We start from the raw sequence: 18732 nt of genomic DNA on the forward strand, positions 1-18732 counted from the left end.
ATGGCTATACAACTAATACTCACCCAAAATCAAAATTAGCAGTTTAAGACAAATCAAGAACCAATAAATGGATTGATTTTCCAGAGCTTCTTTCGCCATGGTAGTATTCTTATTAGTGAAACTGCCCCGTGGACAGTTTCAGCCTGAGCTTAGAAATTAAAAAGCGAGGGTAATTGGCTTGATAAGAACGGATTTTTGGGAGAACTACAGAAATTGAAAGTCAATTCCCCCGCAAGGATGATTAGGTTGGACGCTGTCGAGTAGTCGACAAGTACAGCCAATCATCTACTGCGATAGAGATAAGCTCAAATCTAGCAATGAAACTCAGTAGGAGATTGGGACACTGACTTCGTCAGCTTTATTTCCCACCTCAAAAGGTTCCCCAAACCTTATCGACTGTGACGAACTCTGTTCGTCTTATTTCCCACCTCCAAAGGTCTCCCAGACCTTTGGAGCGTCCGCACCTTTTTAGAAAGAAGCAAAAAAGTAATTTTTGATTTTTGTTAAGTATAAAGAAGCTGGACAAAAAGTCTTAAAAATAGCAAATGGCTTAGAGTAACGTCGTCAAAAACGTTGATTCTAAGCCATTTTATTTTGTTCAATTTTCAACAGCAAGGCGGAAATTTGAGTTTTGCCCAGCCTCTTTAGTTATTATGATACTTAATAGTTTGTCCTATCTCATTTAGGACTCACTTATTTTTTCGTAATGGGTGCGACACTGCCTAGCAGTTTTTTGAGACCAACTTCTGGGAATTTGATTTTCAATTCCTGAGTAGCTCCGCTACCTGAAACTTCTAGAACAATGCCTTCTCCCCACTTACGATGGACGGCGATGTCCCCGACTTGCCAGTCTGCATTTGCGGTATCGTTTGTTTTATCAAACGGCACACCTCCTTTGACAAATGGCTGTGCAGTACTGATTGGTCTTGGTTGCGCTTGCGCTTTTCGGGCTTGAATAGCTTGTGAAAGGCTCATACCTTGCCCAAATTGTTTTGCTCCGCTATGTGACGACGTCGCCATAAAGGAAGTATTCGCTGGACGTGCTAAGCCTTGGTAAGCCAAAAGCTCATCTGAAATTTCACGAAGGAAGCGCGTTGGGCGGTTATAGCTAGTTTTACCAAAGAGGGTACGGGTATTGGCATTAGTCATAAAGAGAATCTCTTCAGCACGGGTAATCCCAACATAGGCTAGGCGACGCTCTTCTTCCAATTCATCCGGATCTTCTGCTGCACGTGTTAGCGGAAAGACATTTTCTTCCATCCCAATCAAGAAAACAACTGGGAACTCCAGACCTTTAGCCGCATGGAGGGTCATAAGAGTCACCTCTGCCGACTCCACATTGCCATCGTCTGTATCAGCAATCAACGCCAAATCATTTAAGAAACGGCTGAGGCGGTCTAAGCCTGTTTCATCAGGGGCTCCGTCTTCATTATTGTCATCAAAGTTTTTCGTTACAGATAGAAACTCTTCAATATTTTCCACACGCGCTTGACTTTCCAAGGTATTTTGCAAGCGCAGAGCTTCTAAGTAGCCTGATTTGTCAAGAACAGCTTCAACGACTTCTGTCACAGAATACCGATCAATGTCTGCTCGAAGATTGAGAATGAGGTTTGCCAAGTCCCAAACTGCCTGCGCAGCTTTTCCCTTAATTGAAGACAACATGATATTAGCTGAAGCATCTAAGAGACTCGTGTCACGCTCGTAGGCAAAGGTACGGATTTTTTCAAGAGTTCCTGGTCCTACGCCACGTTTGGGTTCATTGACGATGCGTTCAAAGCTAATGTTATCTGCCGTATTGGCAATGATGTTGAGGTAGGAAATCACATCACGAATTTCCTTACGGCTATAGAACTTGGTGCCTCCAACCATGGTATAAGGGATATTCGATTTGAGAAGCGCTTCCTCAATGGTACGAGATTGGGCATTGGTGCGATAAAGTACCGCAAAATCTTTGAAGTTTTTAGCTGTTTCGCGCACCATATTGCTGATGGTTGAAGCTACAAATACTGCCTCATCGCGCTCGTCATTGGCACGGTAGTAAACCAACTGCTCACCATCATCATTTTGCGTCCACAACTTTTTAGGACGACGATTTTTATTATTGTTGATAACTTCGTTAGCAGCCTGTAAAATCTTTTTCGTTGAGCGATAGTTTTCTTCTAAAAGAACAACCTTGGCTTCTGGGTAATCTTTTTCAAAATCAAGGATATTTTGCATATCCGCTCCACGCCAACCGTAAATAGATTGGTCAGCATCACCCACAACACAGATATTTTTGAAACGAGAAGCTAATAGTTTCACCAACTGGTACTGGGCATGGTTGGTATCTTGGTACTCATCCACATGTATATACTGGTAACGCTGTTGGTAGTAAGCCAGTACCTCTGGATTTTTATCAAAAAGGCGGAGCGTCATCATGATGAGGTCGTCAAAATCCATGGCCTCACTACGACGCAATTCTTCCTGATAAGCCTTATAACATTTAGCTACAATCTGCGTGTACATGTCACCAGCCATATTGTCATAAGCCACTTCATCCAGCAAATCATTCTTGGCATTAGAAATAGTCCCCAAGATGGCACGTTCATTCCATTTTTTCGGATCCAGGTTCAGATTTTTCAAAATCCGCTTCATCAGCGTGCGTTGCTCACCCGGATCAACGATGGTAAAGTTACGGTTGTAGCCAATATGATCTGCCTCACGGCGTAAAATCCGCACACACATGCTGTGGAAAGTCGCAATAAGCGTATCTGCTGTTGCAGGATTGAGAGCAATGGCACGTTCCCGCATTTCACGCGCAGCCTTATTGGTAAAGGTGATGGCCAAAATATTCCAAGGATTGACCATCTTTTCATCAATCAGATAGGCAATTCGGTGCGTCAACACACGCGTCTTCCCAGAACCCGCTCCTGCCATGATCAGCAAGGGGCCCTCTGTCGTCTCTACCGCCTCTGCCTGTCTGTCATTCATTCCATTTAAAAGGGGATTTCCCATTTGAAGTCTCCAATCTTATAAATCTTTACTATAAAATACTAAGCGCTCAATTTCTTGAAAACCATTTTTTTGATAGAAATTCTCAGCCGGCATGCCCCTGTCCGTCAAAAGTGACAAAAAACTAACTTTTTCATCTAATTCATTCACAAGCTGATTGAGCAAAGCAGTCCCTAGCCCTTGACCCTGAGCTACTTTTTTAACTCCCATTTCATGAATATAGCATTCATGACCAGACCACCAAGAACGTGTGACACCGTAAATAAACCCAAGAAGTTCACCATTTTCAACAGCTAGCACCCCAATAAAATTTGGCGTCTGATAAAATTCAGTAATGTATTGCAAAGCACCTTCCACAGTCCACTCATCATTCCAAGGCTCATCATTGAAAATGTCAACAAATAAGTGTGCACAAGAAAGCAAATCCTTCTCAGTTAGTCTTTTAAATTCCATGATTTCTCTCAATCCACAAAAATAAGCTCTACTATTTTACCATTTTTTAGGGAAAATAGCAGAGCTGATACTTGTCGTAATTCAAAAATAACTTTTTTACTTCTTTCTAAAAAAGTGCAGATGCTAAAAAAAATTTTGGCACCCCTTTGTCTGAAGAAAATAACTCTAACAACGTCAGCCTCAAAATCTCCTACGGAATTTCCTTCTTTCTTAGCAAACTAGGACTATCGTTTATCAAAACGATTCATTGGTGTCCTAATCTTAATTCAAAATACTATAAAACATTATGAAACAACCATCTCTTGACAGAAAATGACGTATAACGGAGATACATTTATCATAAGAGGAATTAACTAAACTAGTATAATTTTAGTTTTGGAGGAGTATGGGCTATCCGAATTATTCCCGCAATGAGTTCAAAAATAGGACAGCTCCTATAGTGATACTCACTGATAAGAGTCTGTCCCAATTATTCATTGTAAGCTCAGAGACGGTTACCGAAAGCGTCTTAAGCATTAAAACTTTCTGTCAATTGTGGTACGACTTGTTTTTTACGAGATACTGCACCAGCAAGGAAAGCATGGTTATTTTCAAGTTTGAAGTTGAAAGCTGCTTCAACTTTATCCATGTTTGAACCAAGTGCAAGGATCTCAGAGTTTGAGTTCAAAATATCTGTAATCATCAATACAAAATCTGAATAGCCGTTTGTTTCTGATGATGCTGTCATTGCAGCTTCAATCTCTGCTTGGCGTTCCAAAACTTCTGCAATATCAACAGTATTGACTTGAGCCACACGGACATTATTGCCATTAAGTGGGAATGTTTTCGCATCAATATCAATCAATTCCTCAGCTGATTTACTTGAAAGATTTGTACCAGCTTTAAGGAGTTCAAGACCGTACTCTTCTAAATTCACACCAGCAAGCTCTGCCAATTCTTTAGCGACTTGCGGATCTGATTCATGTGTTGTTGGTGATTTAAGAAGGAGTGTGTCTGACACCAAACCTGACAAGAGAAGACCGGCAACCTCACGAGGAAGTGTCACACCCGATTCTTTTGAAGCACGGTAAACGATTGATGAGGCAGATCCAACTGGCTCTAAACGCATATAAAGAGGATTTGCAGTCTCAAAGTTCGCCACACGGTGGTGGTCAATCACTGCTGCCACTTCTACTTCACGAATATCAGCAATAGATTGTTGGAATTCGTTGTGGTCAGTCAAGATAACCTGAGAAACACCTTCTGCTTTAGCAGATTCTACCACACGTGGTGCTTCAATACCAAAATAGTTAAGCGCAAATGCTGTTTCTTCGTTAGGAGTTCCAAGAGCAACAGCTTCCGCATCGCGACCCCAAGCTGTACGCTCAAGATAAGCCCAACCGTATGAAGATGCAATAGCATCTGTATCAGGATTTTGGTGACCAAAAACTAAACATTTAGACATGATATACCTCTATTTCACATTTTTCTTCATTATACCATAAAATGAGCCATTCGTTAAATCCCTTTCACTCAAAACTTTACTTTTTACGGATAATAGAATGACAGGAAAATTTGGTTTTATAGCACAGCTCCTCTAAAAATACCAAAAGAGGTAGAATTTTTGCCTACCTCTTTTTGAACATCGCGATTAACAATTTTCGGCGACTGCTGTAATACCTGCAATACGTCCAAAGGTGAAGATATCAGTTAATGAGTTACCACCTAGACGGTTACCCGCATGGAGTCCTCCTGCTACCTCACCAGCAGCATAAAGTCCTTTGATTATTTCACCACTTTCATTGATAACGTGTGTTGTGGTATCAATTTTGAGGCCGCCCATAGTATGGTGCACTGCCGGTTTACGTGGGGTCGCATAAAATGGTGCCACTTCACATTTGAGGTCAAAGCCACCCTTATTAAATTCAGGGTCAAAACCTGCGTCGACGTATGAATTGTAGTTTTTAATCGTTGTGACCAATGTTTCTGGATCGACACCAATTTGCTCTGCTAATTCTTCCAAGGTATCGGCACGGTGAAGAGTTCCTGCTGCAACTTGCGCATCAATTTTTTCTTGACTAGTATTGTAAGCTGTCGCTTTAATCTTATCATCTGCAATAAGGTAGAAAAGGCCACCATTATCAATCGCAGCTTGAGACAATTTGTCACGGCTACCGTATTCGTCAACGAAGCGTTTTCCTTCTTTATTGACCATGATAAAGTTAGCAGGTGGCACTTGAAGCCCTGAGAAGAGCGCACCTGTCACAGGATCTGACACTGGCATCATTTGGCTGAAGCCCATACCAACAAGGTCGGCACCAACAGATTGCCCAAGGAGAATACCATCACCGGTTACAGCCGGTGTATTTGATGTTGCAATGTCATCGTCAATTTCTGTCCAATAAGTATTGTACTGTTGGAGCATCTTCGTATTGGCACCAAAACCACCTGATGCCATGACCACTGCTTTAGCATTTACCGTAATGGTTTGACCATTTCGCCCTTCTGCAATCACACCACGAACGGCTCCATTTTCAACAATGAGTTCTTTAACAGGTGAATCAGTCAAGATTGTTCCACCATGTTCACGCACGTATTTGTCAAGAACAGAAATAAAGGCAAATCCCATAGGCTGAACAGGTTTGTGACCACGGCGCCAAAGGGCACCAACTGGCATGGTCACTTCATCACGAACAAACTCTACCCCAATATCTTCCAACCAACGAACAGAATCGAGAGCATTTTCCGTTAAGACTTTGACCAAGTCATAATTCCCATGAATTTCCTGTCCATTAAGGTCAGTTCGTTTCCCACCGATATAAGTCTGAATGCGATAAAGAAGAGTCGAATCAAAGAGGTAAGTTGGATCCTCAAGGTATTTTTCAACCTCACCTTTCAAGGCTCTAAAGTCTTCTAAGTATTCTGGATCAATGGTTTCTTCATCGGTGTTAATCAATTCTTGAAGGTTGTGCGCTTCACCAGGATTAGCCGCAAAAGTATTTTGCCAAGCAGGGTCTGGAGCATTCATAGGACCACCAGCACGGACGGTATTGCCACCGACAGCTGGGAATTTTTCAACGACGATGACTTTCTTGCCTTCTTGAATAACAGTTGCCGCAGCTGCAAGTCCAGCTCCTCCTCCACCGACAACAACGACATCAGCTTCATAGGTCTTATCTTCTTTGTCCAAAGCCGAAGGCGCTTTAGGGCGTTTACGGAGCACATCTGGATTACCTCCTGCTAATTTAACGGCACGCGCTACCCCATCAAGGACACCATTTGACGTCACTGACGCACCTGAAATGGCATCAACATTAAGGGTTTGTCCTTCAATGATTTCAGCTGGAACACGAGTAAAAACAATATCTGCAATCCCAGATGATTCACCAGATGAATCAATATCAATTTTTTCAATCTTTTCTTCAGACAAGGTCACTTCCATTGGAAGTTTACCATTGTGCCCTTCAGTTGTTACTGAGTAAGTTCCCGGTTCAAAACGAACTTCTTCTGGCAGATTGAGCTGATTGGCCACTTCAACAAAGCGCAAGAAACGGAAGAAACAACTGTCTAGGAAATCGACTGTTCCTTCATTGGCAAGGTCACCATTTTCATCAAAGGCACGGTGAGCACGACCTAAAAGGAATTCACTCCCTGGCATAACAGTCGCATTAACACCAGGAGCATCTAAAATCTGACGCAGGTGCAATTGCGCACGAGATGACCCCTGTACATCGTATGACGCCCCAACAATCATGGTTGGTTTGCCATCCAATGGATGGACGTTAAAAGATAACCATTCAATGAGACTATTAAGACTTGATGGGATGGTATGGTTATGCTCAGGTGTCGCAATAATGACCCCATCTGCTTCCGTAATTTTAGTGTTAAAGTTTTGAATAACAGGCGTCTCTGTTTGGTCGTCTGTTTCATTAAACATCGGCACGTCTGTGATTTCTAGAATCTCAATATCAGCCTTTTTCGCAAAATGCTTCTGCATGAACTGCAAGAGCATGCGGTTATAAGACTTCTTCGCATTGGTACCAACAATCGCTACTAATTTCATCACTTCATTCCTCCTAACTTACGCTTTTAGCCACTCTTCCCAGATAAAAGACTTTTTACGGTCAGTATCTTCTGGCTTAACCAATTGATTGGTCAAGGTTACAAATTGGACAAATTCTGCGAAATGTTCTTCCAACTCAGCCACTTTTTCTGGATTATTCAAATGACAGTTATCATCTAAAACTTGTTCTGAGTGACCTAAGAAGAATTCTGTCCCTGGCATAACACGCGCTTTTAGCTCAGGAGCATCTAAGATTTGACGCAAATGTGCCTGCGCACGCGATGTTCCCAAAAGGCCAAGTGAGGCTCCGACAATCATCGTTGGTTTATTGACAAGGGCACGGCTGGTATAAGCAATCCACTCAAGCGCAGAAGCAAGCGGTGCTGGAATCGTATGATCATACTCTGGAGTAGCAATAATCACACCATCTGCTGCCAGTATTTTTTCAGAGAACACTGCAACTGTTTCTGGAGCTGTCTTATCCTCTGGTTCATTGAAGGCTGGTAAATCTTTAATTTCCAAAATATCAATATCAGCCTGCTCCTCAAAATGTTTTGCCATGAATTTGAGAAGTTTGCGATTGGTAGAACGGTCTGAATTGGTACCGACAATAGCAACTAATTTCATTATGTTACCTCTTTCACAATTTTATAGTACCATTATACTATTTCGCTAGTTTTTGTAAACGTTATCTCAAGAAAGTTCGTGCTATTGTATTATTTTGTCGTACTTTTGTATCAGATTGTGAAAAAAGTTTCAAATTTTCATTTGAACTTATTGACATCGTTTTCAATGTTGTGATATATTTTTCGTGAAAAAACAAACAAAGTTTCTTTTAGAAAGGATATCTTATGTCGAAAACTTTGAACCGGTGGCAAGTCATTGCTGCTTCTACTGCTATTTTGCTCTGTACTGGAGCTGTCTATGCCTTCTCTGTCTTTGCTGGTCCGCTAAGCGCTCAGACAGGCTGGTCTATGCCAGAAATTATGATGGCTTTTACCATTAACTCTGCAATTGGCCCTATCCCCATGATCCTAGGTGGTTATCTTGTTGACAAAGGTTATGTCAAATGGACCATTGCTCTTGGAGCTTTGCTTTTTGCTACTGGCTTCTTCCTAACAGGATATGCTTCAACACCTACCATGCTTTACCTTACCTATGGTTTGATGGCTGGTTTGGGACAAGGCTTCGCTTATTCAGGAGCATTATCTAACACACTCCGGCTTTTCCCAGACAAACGTGGTCTAGCCTCTGGCATTTTGACTGGTGGTATGGGATTTGCAGCCGTAATCGCATCACCAATTGCATCAGCTCTTATCCAAAGTCACGACGCCAAATTTGCCTTCCGTACAATCGGTCTTGCCTATATTATCATTGTTCTTATTGCAAGTTTCTTTATCAAGGCTGCGCCTGCAGGCTATAAACCAGAAGGTTGGAACCCTCCAGCACAGGCTCGTCAAGGACTTGTTAATAAAAATTGGACTGATATGTTGAAAACACCTATTTTCTACGTCGTTATCTCAATGTTCTTCGTGGGTGCTTTCTCAGGTCTTATGATTGCTTCACAAGCATCACCAATTGGTCAGTCAATGTTTGGGCTTTCTGCTGGGACTGCTGCTCTTTACGTATCTCTTTACTCTATTGCTAATTCAAGCGGCCGCCTTATCTGGGGATCTGTCTCAGACAAAATAGGTCGCAGTAAAACACTTCTTATCATTTACTCAGTTGTTGCTGCTGCGCTCTTTATCTTAACCGTTGTTCCTGGTCAATTTGGTTTCACTCTAGGAATTATTGGTCTGGGTATTTGTTTCGGTGGGGTCATGGGTGTCTTTCCATCAATCGTTATGGAAAACTATGGACCTGCTAATCAAGGAGTCAACTACGGTATTGTCTTCACAGGTTATTCACTAGCTGCCTTCTTTGCGCCACGTGTTGCTGTACAAATGGCTAGCGCAAACAACGGTAACTATAGCCAAGCCTTCTACGTTGCTATCATCCTAGCACTTGTCGGACTTGGACTTAACCTCGTTTATATGAAAATGCACAAGAAAAGTTAGTTCATTCTGTGTCTACAATCTGAAACTTCCTCATACGAGGAAGTTTTTTGGTATAATGAAAACAAATTTGTCAGAAAGAGAATGTCCATGGTCAAATATAGCCGCTTTTTAAAAGATAATCCCTCTGGTTTTCCATATGATTATGAAAAAGGACACATTAAAAATGGATTTCCCGATGTCATGTATCACTGGCATCCTGAGTTGGAAATTGTCTTTGTCCATAAGGGGTCTGCTTCTTACCACATTAATAATGAACAATTTGAAAGTCAATCTGGTGATATTATTTTTATCCAATCGACTGCCCTACATGCTATCCATCCTATAGAAGATAAGGAAGAAATCTCAACAACTTTTCGGATTCATCTAGATAACCTTGGACGTCATCAGATTGAAACCTTTAGTCAGCGTTACATTCAACCCCTTTATTCTGGTCATTTCCATCTGACACCTTGTCTACGCCCATCCGACGAAGGGTATTCTAATATCAAAAACTGTCTGCTCAGCCTTTTTGCCCTTATAGAAGAACAGAGCCTCTACTATGACATTCTTCTAAAAGCAAAACTCCATGAATTACTATATCTTCTCTTTAGGCACCGCCATGTCAATCGCCATTACACTGACGATACCTATCAGAAATATCAAAAATTAAAGGATTTGATTCATTTCCTCCAAGAGCACTATGCAGAAGACATCTCAATTGAACAATTAGCTCATAACTTCGGTTATAGTAAAAATCATTTCATGAGCATTTTTAAATTACACACCGGAAGTTCTTGTATGGATTTTCTGATTCAATTACGGCTAAATAAAGCTTGTGAAGCCCTAATTCAAACAACGCTACCTATCGCAGAAATTTCTAGGCAAGTTGGTTTTTCAAATCTCTCAAATTTTAATCGTCAGTTTAAACAACGTTATCATATGACGCCAAACCAGTATCGAAAACAAAAAAGAGTAAAACAGAAATCTTAACTTCTGTTCCACTCTCATTCAAATAAAGTATTATGTTCTCATATCATTATTTTGTCACCGAAAAGCATGAAATGTTGGACAAAAAATGAAAGCTCGACGAAGTAACATATCAGTTTTCAAAGACATTAAACTTTTGCCATACGATTCATGTATTCGGTGTAACTTTCCGTTTCCATCAAATCCTTGGCATTTTGAACGCGTTCACGTGTCGGTGGTTTAACCCCTTCCAACGGATAAGGGATACCAAGTTCACGCCATTTGAATTCCCCCATGGTGTGGTAGGGCAGAATTTCAAATTTATCCACGTTTTTCAAGGTTTTAACAAACTTACCAAGCTCAATCAAATGCTCATCAATATCAGTTAAACCAGGAACTAGAACATGACGAATCCAAACCGGAATGCCTTTATCTGATAGGTAATGTGCAAATTTAAGAATATTAGTATTAGGTTGACGTGTTACGACCTTGTGCTGTTCTGGATCAATCTCCTTCAAATCAAGCAAGACCAAGTCTGTGACAGCTAATAATTTGTCTAAAATCTCGTGATATTCTGGTGTTGGACGATAGGCAAACCCACAGGTATCAAGTGTCGTGTGAATGCCTAATTTTTTAGCCTCTGTGAAAAGAGCGATGAGAAAATCAATTTGAAGCATTGCTTCCCCACCAGACACTGTAATCCCCCCATTTTTCCCCCAAAAATGGCGGAAATTGAGCGCTTCTTTCAACACATCTTCCACTGTACGTTCGGTCGCTTTATTTGATACCATTTCCCAAGTATCAGGATTATGGCAATATTGACAGCGGAGCTTGCACCCTTGTAAAAAGATGATGAAGCGTATACCAGGCCCATCCACAGAACCAAAACTCTCTGTCGAATGCACCATTCCTGTTACCTTTTTGTAATCAATGTCAGTCATGCCGTCTCCTTGTAACCGTTTTTCTTATTTTCATTATACACTTTTCACGGTCCTCTGCCTAGCTTTCTGTACCAATTCCTCAAAAGTCTATGCTATAATAACCCATTTTTTGTGTACTATAAAAGCTGAGCAAACTGTCAAGCTCAGCTTCCCAATCTATTTTCCAATCTTAGTCTTTCCTTGCCAATAATCAAAGCCATCTTTAAGAACATAGACATCCTTAAAGCCTGCCTTTTTCAAGGTCATAATCACTTTAGGCAGCTCTGTACCACGAGTGGCATCATACAGAAGGATTGGTTTATCTTTACGAAGAGCTCCAAGTGACTGGGAAAAGCCAGGGGCTGGAAGATTGCGCGCTCTTAGGATATGCTTTTTCTGAAAACTTCCCGTATCTCTGATATCAATGAGCTGTGCTCCTTGCATTTTACCTTCAAATTCTTCAGAACTTAAGAAAGTTGCTGCACGTCGAACACGAAAATAATTCCAAGCTAAATAGAGCCCCCATACAATCAAAATTCCCCATAAAATAAGTGATAGTGGTGTCATAGTATCTCCTTATTTGGTAACAAATTGTCGAGCCAAGCTTGCTGCACCGATAAGACCAGCATCATTTCCAAGCTCTGCAATTTTAATCTTAGTTGTTTTACGAACTTGTGGAAAAGCATAGCGATTAAAATATTTTTCAATACGGCTACGTAAAAACTCCCCAGCTGCTGACACACCTCCTCCAACAACAATCGAGTCTGGATTAAGAATACTTCCAAGATTTGCTGCTGCAAGGCCTAAATAGAAACCAACTTTTTCAACAACGGAATCAGCAAAGCTGTCTCCTGCTGCCGCAGCTGTAAAAATATCTTTACTTGTTACTGTTTCACCATTATCAATAGCAGCTTTAATGCTTGATACTCCTTCATAGCTTTCTGCCAACAAACGAGCCACGCGCACTACACCCGTTGCTGATGCTACTGTCTCAAGGCATCCATTACTTCCACAAGTGCAAGCAAAGCCATGGTCTGGCTCTACAATCATATGACCGATTTCACCACCAGCACCTGCGACACCGTGGATAAGATTTCCATCAGCAATGATACCACCGCCAACACCTGTCCCAAGTGTCATAAAGACCACGTCAGGATTGTTCTCACCAGCACCGACCCAGCGTTCACCAAGAGCTGCCACATTTGCATCATTATCAATCGCAAATGGGATACCAATTTCACGTTCAATCACTGAACCAACTTCTTGAGTATTAGCCCAGTTCAAGTTGAAAGCACCTGTAACTGTTTTTTTCTCACGATCAACTGCCCCTGGAGAGCCCATACCAATACCAACAAAATCATCTTTTGTCAATCCATACAGTTCCAAGCGGTGTTTGATTGACTCCACAATATCTGGCACAATCTGTTTACCATCATCCAAAATATTAGTGTCAATAGCCCATTTTTCTTGAACTTCACCATCAAGTGTCAAAATCCCAAATTTAACAGTTGTTCCACCAAGGTCAATACCTAATAATTTTTTTGTCATCGTTTTACTACCAAATCTATAGAGAACATCACTAAAATAGGACTTTGAATTTCCCTCATCGTCACAAATTAGTCACTTCTCTCAGATTATTTCCTTTCCTTTTCCATTTCCAATCGGTGCTCCCGTCGTAAAATTAATTCTGCTAAAATATAGTCCTCTTTTTCAAGCAAGCCATTTTGATAAAGCCCTTCAAGCTCAATCTTCATCAGTTCAATATCATAAAGGCGCTTGCCAAGATACACGATAATCCCAAAACGTTTTAACAACTGTTGCACATCGTAAAGTGTTTTCATATAAGAATAGTATCAAAAAAACCGCTCTTTTTCAAGCAGTTTTTGCAAACGATTGCAAATTGTGAACAAATCTTTGAAAAGCATTGAACTTGATAAAGAGCTAAGATAAATCTTGTTTCAAATAGTTGGGATGAAAAATCTGATAATCCGCTTCAAGTCCGTTCTTACCAATCACGACACCATGAAGACTCCCCTCGTAAACAGCACCGCCGTCAATATTGAGCTTATTATTCTTATAAATGACTTGTGTTTGCAGCTTATCTTGACGGATAGAGGTCACCGGAGTATGCCCATGAACGATTAATTTATCTGGCACAAGGTCACTCTCGTAAAAAGCTTCCCTAATCCAAATCGCATCATAACGCACCGTCCCCCTGTAATTCTCCAAGGTCAAATCAAAACCGGCATGAACACAGATAGCGTAATCATGCTCATAATACACAGGAAGATTGGTGATAAAGTCCAACAAGTCCCCATACTCTGACCTAAAAAGCTCTGCGATTTCATCAGGCGACTTTTCATCAAGAATACCTTGATAAAAAAGGCTTTCAAAAGTTTCCTTCGCCCCATTGCGCAAATACCAGTCCATCTTTTCCTCAGGAGAATCCAACCAGCGTAAAATCATATCCTCATGATTACCAGTAATACAGATCGCACCCTCATTTTCAACAAGCGCCATGACCTTCTCAAAACACTCTTTTGATTTGGGGCCACGATCAGCCAAATCTCCCAAAAAGACGAGCTGCTGACTTTCCTTGTCCCAGTGCTTCAAAAGTGCCTCTAGGAGATCAAACTCCCCATGCACATCCCCTATAACAAATAATTTTTTCACGAAAAAACCTCCACGTGTACTTATCATACACCTTTTGGAGGCTTTTGGCTATAGGTTAAAGATTTGGAGCCTGATTTAGCTCTGCTTGTAACATCCAGATGATTTTTTGGCTATCGCCCAAAGCATCCGCAAAAAGACCGTTAGTCACATCATCACCTTCTTTGTCAGTCACTTCAAGTCCAGTCTGATAAAGAGCTGACAAATAACGATAAAGCTCTACTAAACGTTCTAGACGCTCTGCTATTGTTACATCGTAAGAACCTGGAATTTCTGTCAAATTTGACTCCTCATCAAATTCTTTGAGCGTTGAAAAAGGTTTACCACCTAGCATGATTAAGCGCTCACTAAATTCATCCAAGGCATCTGCCAAACCATCCATGTACTCATCCATTTTTTCATGGAATGCAATAAAGCCTTTGCCACGCGCATACCAATGAGCTTGATGAATAATTGACATTGCCTTAGATAAATCTGCAACTGCTTGGTTCAAAACCAATTTTGTTTCTGGAAAATCAATAGTTTTTGGGGTAATTTCAAGTGCCATAATAGCCTCCTTTAGCTTAAAACGAAAATGTACTGAGTAATCAACTGCTAGCAGTTGATGTATTTATTTTAGAATAATTCTAAATAAAAGTCAAATATTTTGCTTTTACGAATAATAAAGTATGGAAAATATCTTTTATCTCTACACCCTGACACTCGGACTCATTCTCAGCTATTACGACATAAAAACACAAGAATATCCCTTAATCATCTGGCTCATAATGACTCTACTACTGCTTCCCTTTTACCCTGCCAATCTCCTTTTCACCCTACTCTGCCTACTAGGACTTTTTGCCATGCTGAGAAATATCAATATCGGAGCTGGAGATTTTTTCTATCTAGGAACTCTAGGGTTAGCAAATCCATTAACAGACCTTCTTTGGATTATCCAATTTGCAAGTCTCCTAGGCATTTTTTTCTACCTCCTTCAACTCAATAAGCAAAAAACAATAGCATTTATCCCCTTTTTAGTTGTGGGCTATGCGCTTGTTTTAATAGAGAAAGGAACAGGATGTTTGTAACTATAGTCACAATATTTTTTCGATACCAATAAAATCTCCTAGCACTTGCTAAGAGATTCTTTTTAATTCTGCATGGCTCCTGCTTGGAGTTCATACATTTTATGATAGGTGCCACCCAAGGCTAGAAGCTCCTCATGGGTGCCAGACTCGATGATCCGTCCCTTATCAAGCACATAGATACAATTGGCATCTTGGATAGTTGACAAGCGATGGGCAATAGCAATCGTTGTCCGACCTTTCCTCATCTTGGCAAGAGAATTTTGCACGATGCTTTCTGTCTCAGAGTCAATATTTGCCGTTGCTTCGTCTAAGATAAGAATTTTTGGCTGACTAGCCACCGTTCTGGCAAAGGCCAAAAGCTGGCGCTGACCTGTCGAGAACGAAGACCCACGCTCAGAAACTGGTGCATCATATTTTTCAGGTAATTTTTGAATAAATTGATCTGCATCCACAAACTCTGCAGCTGCTTGAACCTCTTCATCCGTCAACTGTTGATACATGGCAATATTAGATTTTATGGTTCCATGATATAGGAATGGATCTTGGAGAACTAGACCAACATTTTTTCGTAACTCAGCCTGACTATAATCACGAATATCAATACCATCAAGAAGAACTTGCCCTTCTGCAAATTCATAGAAACGCATGAAAACATTGATAATAGATGATTTCCCTGAACCTGTGTGACCAACAAAGGCAATCGTTTCTCCTTTTTTCACTTCAAAGGAAATGTCATCAAGAATTTTACGGCTACCATCATACGAGAAACTCACATTTTTAAAGGCAATATTCCCTTGGGTCACCCTTGCACTGCTATTATCATTTTGAACAGGCTCAAAATCAGTTTCATCAATCAGTTTGAAAACACGACCGGCAGATACCATTGAGGTTTGAAGCGTTGAAAAGTTTTGACTGACTTCAATAAGCGGATCAAAGAGACGATTCACATACTGGATAAAAGCATAGATTGTACCAGCTGTTACCGCTGTTTTCATTCCCATCGCCCCAAAATAGCCCATCAAAACAGCATAAGCCAGAAGTTTTAAAAGTGACATAGCAGGGCGAAGCATCAGACTGTCCAAAGCCATAAAGCGATTAGAGTAAAGCACATGTTCTTCATTGATGGCATCAAACTCTTCTTTGAGACGCTCTTCCTGATTGAAAGCCTGAATAATACGAATCCCTTCAATACTTTCAGACAATTTACTGTTGATATCTGAGAGAAGCGAACGCGTTTTTTCAATAACAGCAGTTGACTTTTTACGGTATAAATTCACAAGAATAAAGATGAAGGATAAGAAAATCACAACCAAACTCGTCAATTTAATGTCCAGAACCAACATGGTATAAAGCGTCACCGTGAAGACAAATATAGCTGAGATAAAACTCGATAAAATTCCAGAGAACATCTCACTGATGGATTCTGTATCATTGGTCAAACGAGACACAATAGAACCCGCAGGTGTTTTATCAAAGTAAGACATCCCTAAACGTTCCATCGTCGCAAAGGCATCACGACGAATATCTCGGACAATGCTGTAAGAAACACGCGCAAAAAGCAAATTACCTAGGTAAGAAAAAGCTGCGCGTAAGAGGTAAAGAAGATAATACCCCACCAAAATCAGACCTGCTGTCTGCGTCATATTGCCAAGGTAGTCATCAATAAAGCGACTAGCCACCAATGGAATAATGGTTTGTAGAACGGTTGTGGTCAAAAGAAAAGTTAGTGCCAAAACAGTTAACCATTTATAATTTTTTAAATAGGATAGAAGACGTTTGAGAACTTCCCATTGATTTTGTTTAGTTTTCATCAACACCCTCCATTTCTAATTGTTGTGAAGCATAGGTTTCAGCATACCAACCATTTTGCGCCAACAGTTCTTCATGAGTTCCACGCTCAAGGATACGCCCATCTTGCATGACCAAAATAAGGTCGGCATGAACTACTGCTGACAAGCGGTGCGCTGTGATAATCGTTGTCTTATGGTCACGTGTCTCTTTCAGATTTTCAATAATGGCATGCTCAGTCTTAGCATCTACGGCAGATAGACTATCATCCAAAATCAGAATATCAGGATTCAAAATCATGGCACGACTCATGGCCAAGCGCTGCTTTTGTCCCCCAGAAAGAGAAACTCCCTTTTCACCAATTAAAGTATCAAAACCTTCAGGCATCGCTTTAATATCATCATAGACTTGAGCCAGCTTAGTCGCTTTTTCCACTTGTTCCAATGGCAGAGCAGGATTTCCAAAACGAACATTTTCTAAGATTGTTGTCGCAAATAAAAATTGGTCTTGCGGAACATACCCCATCAAACCACGCAAATCAGACAAACGATAATCACGAATATCATTTCCATCTAACTTAATGGAACCTTCATTAACATCGTATTCACGCAATAATAGCTTAATCAAGGTTGTCTTACCAGAACCTGTCTGACCAACCAAGCCAAGTGTTTGACCTTTTTCAAGAGTAAAATGAATAGCTTCAAGAGTAGGTTCACCCTCGTAAGCGAAGTGATCAATAGCGTATTCTAAACAACCATTGCAAATCCCCTCAACTGGACTATCTGTCTCCTGAACATCAGATTCTTGATCTAATAATTCAGCAATACGGTCATAGGAAACATTACCACGTTGTGTGATATTGAAAAGGAATCCCACAGCCATCAAAGGCCAAACGAGCATATCTAAGTAGGTCACAAAAGTAACAAGATTACCAACAGTTACCTGCCCCGCTTGTACCATATAAGAACCGACTAAAAGGGTCAAGACATAGCTGGCTCCTACAAAAAGCATCACTGTCGGATCAAACATCGCATTGTACTTCATGGAAACCAGATTCTTTTCAAAAGCTGCTTCGTTGACTTCTTGGAATGCTTGCGTTTCTTGCTCTTGGTAGCCAAATGATTTGGTCACCTTAATTCCAGAAACTGATTCTTGGACCTTATTGTTAAGGTCTGAAAAGGCAGCTTGAGATTGTCGGAATGATTCGTGGTTCTTACGTCCCAGACGACTTGTTGCCAAAGCCATAAATGGTAAAGGTAACACAGCAATCAAGGTCATTTGCCATGAAATGCTAAAAAACATGGTCGCTAAAGTGACTAGAGCTGTTACCGAAGCATCTACCGCTGACATCACACCACCCCCAGCAAGACGAGTGAGAGAATTAATGTCGTTGGTCGCATGCGCCATCAAATCACCTGTACGGTATTTTTGATAGAAAGAAGGTGACATCTTGGTAAAATGCTCAAAGAGCCTAAAACGCATGATTTGCCCTAGGCGATAGGATGTTCCAAAAATGTACATCCGCCAAATATAGCGTAAAAAGTACATGCCTAGCGAAGCCAGTAACAAATAAACCAGATTAAGCGCCAATTCTGTTAGCGTTAGACTCCGACTGGCAATATGGTCAACAATAACCCCCATCACAAAAGGGGGGACCAGATTAAGCACTGCAACCAAGCTCAGGGCAATAATCCCAATAAGATATCGGCGTCTTTCTTGATAGAAAAACCACCATAATTTTTTTATAATTTGCATAATCTTAATGTAAGACTTTCTGAATATTGGTTTAAACTTATTAC

At 40.8% G+C, this 18732-nt stretch carries 16 protein-coding genes; 3 read left to right on the forward strand and 13 right to left on the reverse strand.

Features of this window, described 5'->3' with window-relative positions; translation table 11 throughout:
• Positions 1-693: 693 nt before the first annotated feature.
• The 5 genes from pcrA to AB6M99_RS06810 form a co-directional block, all read right to left on the reverse strand.
• Positions 694-2994: a DNA helicase PcrA gene (gene pcrA, locus AB6M99_RS06790; protein ID WP_121834744.1), complete on the reverse strand. Its 2301-nt coding sequence runs from the start codon at positions 2992-2994 to the stop codon at positions 694-696.
• Between the two features lie 15 nt (positions 2995-3009).
• Positions 3010-3444, reverse strand: a complete 435-nt coding sequence (locus AB6M99_RS06795) for an N-acetyltransferase (protein WP_121834745.1) — start codon at positions 3442-3444, stop codon at positions 3010-3012.
• 508 nt (positions 3445-3952) lie between these two features.
• Positions 3953-4888: a manganese-dependent inorganic pyrophosphatase gene (locus AB6M99_RS06800; RefSeq protein WP_121834746.1), complete on the reverse strand. Its 936-nt coding sequence runs from the start codon at positions 4886-4888 to the stop codon at positions 3953-3955.
• Positions 4889-5074: 186 nt separating this feature from the next.
• Positions 5075-7486, reverse strand: a complete 2412-nt coding sequence (locus AB6M99_RS06805; protein ID WP_121834747.1) for a flavocytochrome c — start codon at positions 7484-7486, stop codon at positions 5075-5077.
• Between the two features lie 18 nt (positions 7487-7504).
• Positions 7505-8113, reverse strand: a complete 609-nt coding sequence (locus AB6M99_RS06810; protein ID WP_121834748.1) for an NADPH-dependent FMN reductase — start codon at positions 8111-8113, stop codon at positions 7505-7507.
• A 224-nt stretch (positions 8114-8337) separates the two neighbouring features.
• Between AB6M99_RS06810 and AB6M99_RS06815 the strand changes: the two genes are divergently transcribed.
• Positions 8338-9543: an OFA family MFS transporter gene (locus AB6M99_RS06815; RefSeq protein ID WP_369350465.1), complete on the forward strand. Its 1206-nt coding sequence runs from the start codon at positions 8338-8340 to the stop codon at positions 9541-9543.
• An 87-nt stretch (positions 9544-9630) separates the two neighbouring features.
• A complete protein-coding gene (locus AB6M99_RS06820) occupies positions 9631-10512 on the forward strand; it encodes an AraC family transcriptional regulator (RefSeq protein ID WP_121834750.1) in 882 nt (293 codons plus the stop codon).
• A 125-nt stretch (positions 10513-10637) separates the two neighbouring features.
• Here AB6M99_RS06820 and pflA read toward each other — a convergent pair whose 3' ends face one another.
• From pflA to AB6M99_RS06850, 6 genes are all read right to left on the reverse strand, one after another.
• The gene (pflA, locus tag AB6M99_RS06825) at positions 10638-11429 is read right to left on the reverse strand and encodes a pyruvate formate-lyase-activating protein (RefSeq protein WP_121834751.1); all 792 of its coding nucleotides are present in this window, start codon (positions 11427-11429) and stop codon (positions 10638-10640) included.
• Between the two features lie 156 nt (positions 11430-11585).
• Complete coding sequence (locus AB6M99_RS06830) at positions 11586-11975, reverse strand: rhodanese-like domain-containing protein (protein WP_121834752.1); 390 nt, start codon at positions 11973-11975, stop codon at positions 11586-11588.
• A gap of 9 nt (positions 11976-11984) precedes the next feature.
• Entirely contained in the window at positions 11985-12956 is a 972-nt protein-coding gene (locus AB6M99_RS06835; RefSeq protein ID WP_121834753.1) for an ROK family glucokinase, read from the reverse strand.
• Between the two features lie 86 nt (positions 12957-13042).
• Positions 13043-13249, reverse strand: coding sequence for a YqgQ family protein (locus AB6M99_RS06840; RefSeq protein ID WP_121834754.1), 207 nt, complete (start codon positions 13247-13249; stop codon positions 13043-13045).
• 100 nt (positions 13250-13349) lie between these two features.
• Entirely contained in the window at positions 13350-14081 is a 732-nt protein-coding gene (locus AB6M99_RS06845; RefSeq protein WP_245962683.1) for a metallophosphoesterase, read from the reverse strand.
• A 55-nt stretch (positions 14082-14136) separates the two neighbouring features.
• Positions 14137-14625, reverse strand: a complete 489-nt coding sequence (locus AB6M99_RS06850) for a DNA starvation/stationary phase protection protein (RefSeq protein WP_121834756.1) — start codon at positions 14623-14625, stop codon at positions 14137-14139.
• Between the two features lie 121 nt (positions 14626-14746).
• Between AB6M99_RS06850 and AB6M99_RS06855 the strand changes: the two genes are divergently transcribed.
• Entirely contained in the window at positions 14747-15145 is a 399-nt protein-coding gene (locus tag AB6M99_RS06855) for a prepilin peptidase (RefSeq protein ID WP_121834757.1), read from the forward strand.
• Between the two features lie 62 nt (positions 15146-15207).
• Here the strand turns inward: AB6M99_RS06855 and AB6M99_RS06860 are convergent, their stop codons facing one another.
• Positions 15208-16956 (reverse strand): ABC transporter ATP-binding protein, encoded by a 1749-nt coding sequence (locus AB6M99_RS06860; protein WP_369350466.1) that lies wholly within the window; start codon positions 16954-16956, stop codon positions 15208-15210.
• On the reverse strand, positions 16946-18688 hold the full coding sequence (locus tag AB6M99_RS06865) for an ABC transporter ATP-binding protein (protein ID WP_121834759.1): 1743 nt from the start codon (positions 18686-18688) through the stop codon (positions 16946-16948). Before AB6M99_RS06865 ends, AB6M99_RS06860 begins: the two co-directional genes overlap by 11 nt.
• Positions 18689-18732: the final 44 nt, after the last annotated feature.

Origin of the sequence: Streptococcus hillyeri, assembly GCF_041081565.1 — a bacterium.
Taxonomy (GTDB): domain Bacteria; phylum Bacillota; class Bacilli; order Lactobacillales; family Streptococcaceae; genus Streptococcus; species Streptococcus hillyeri.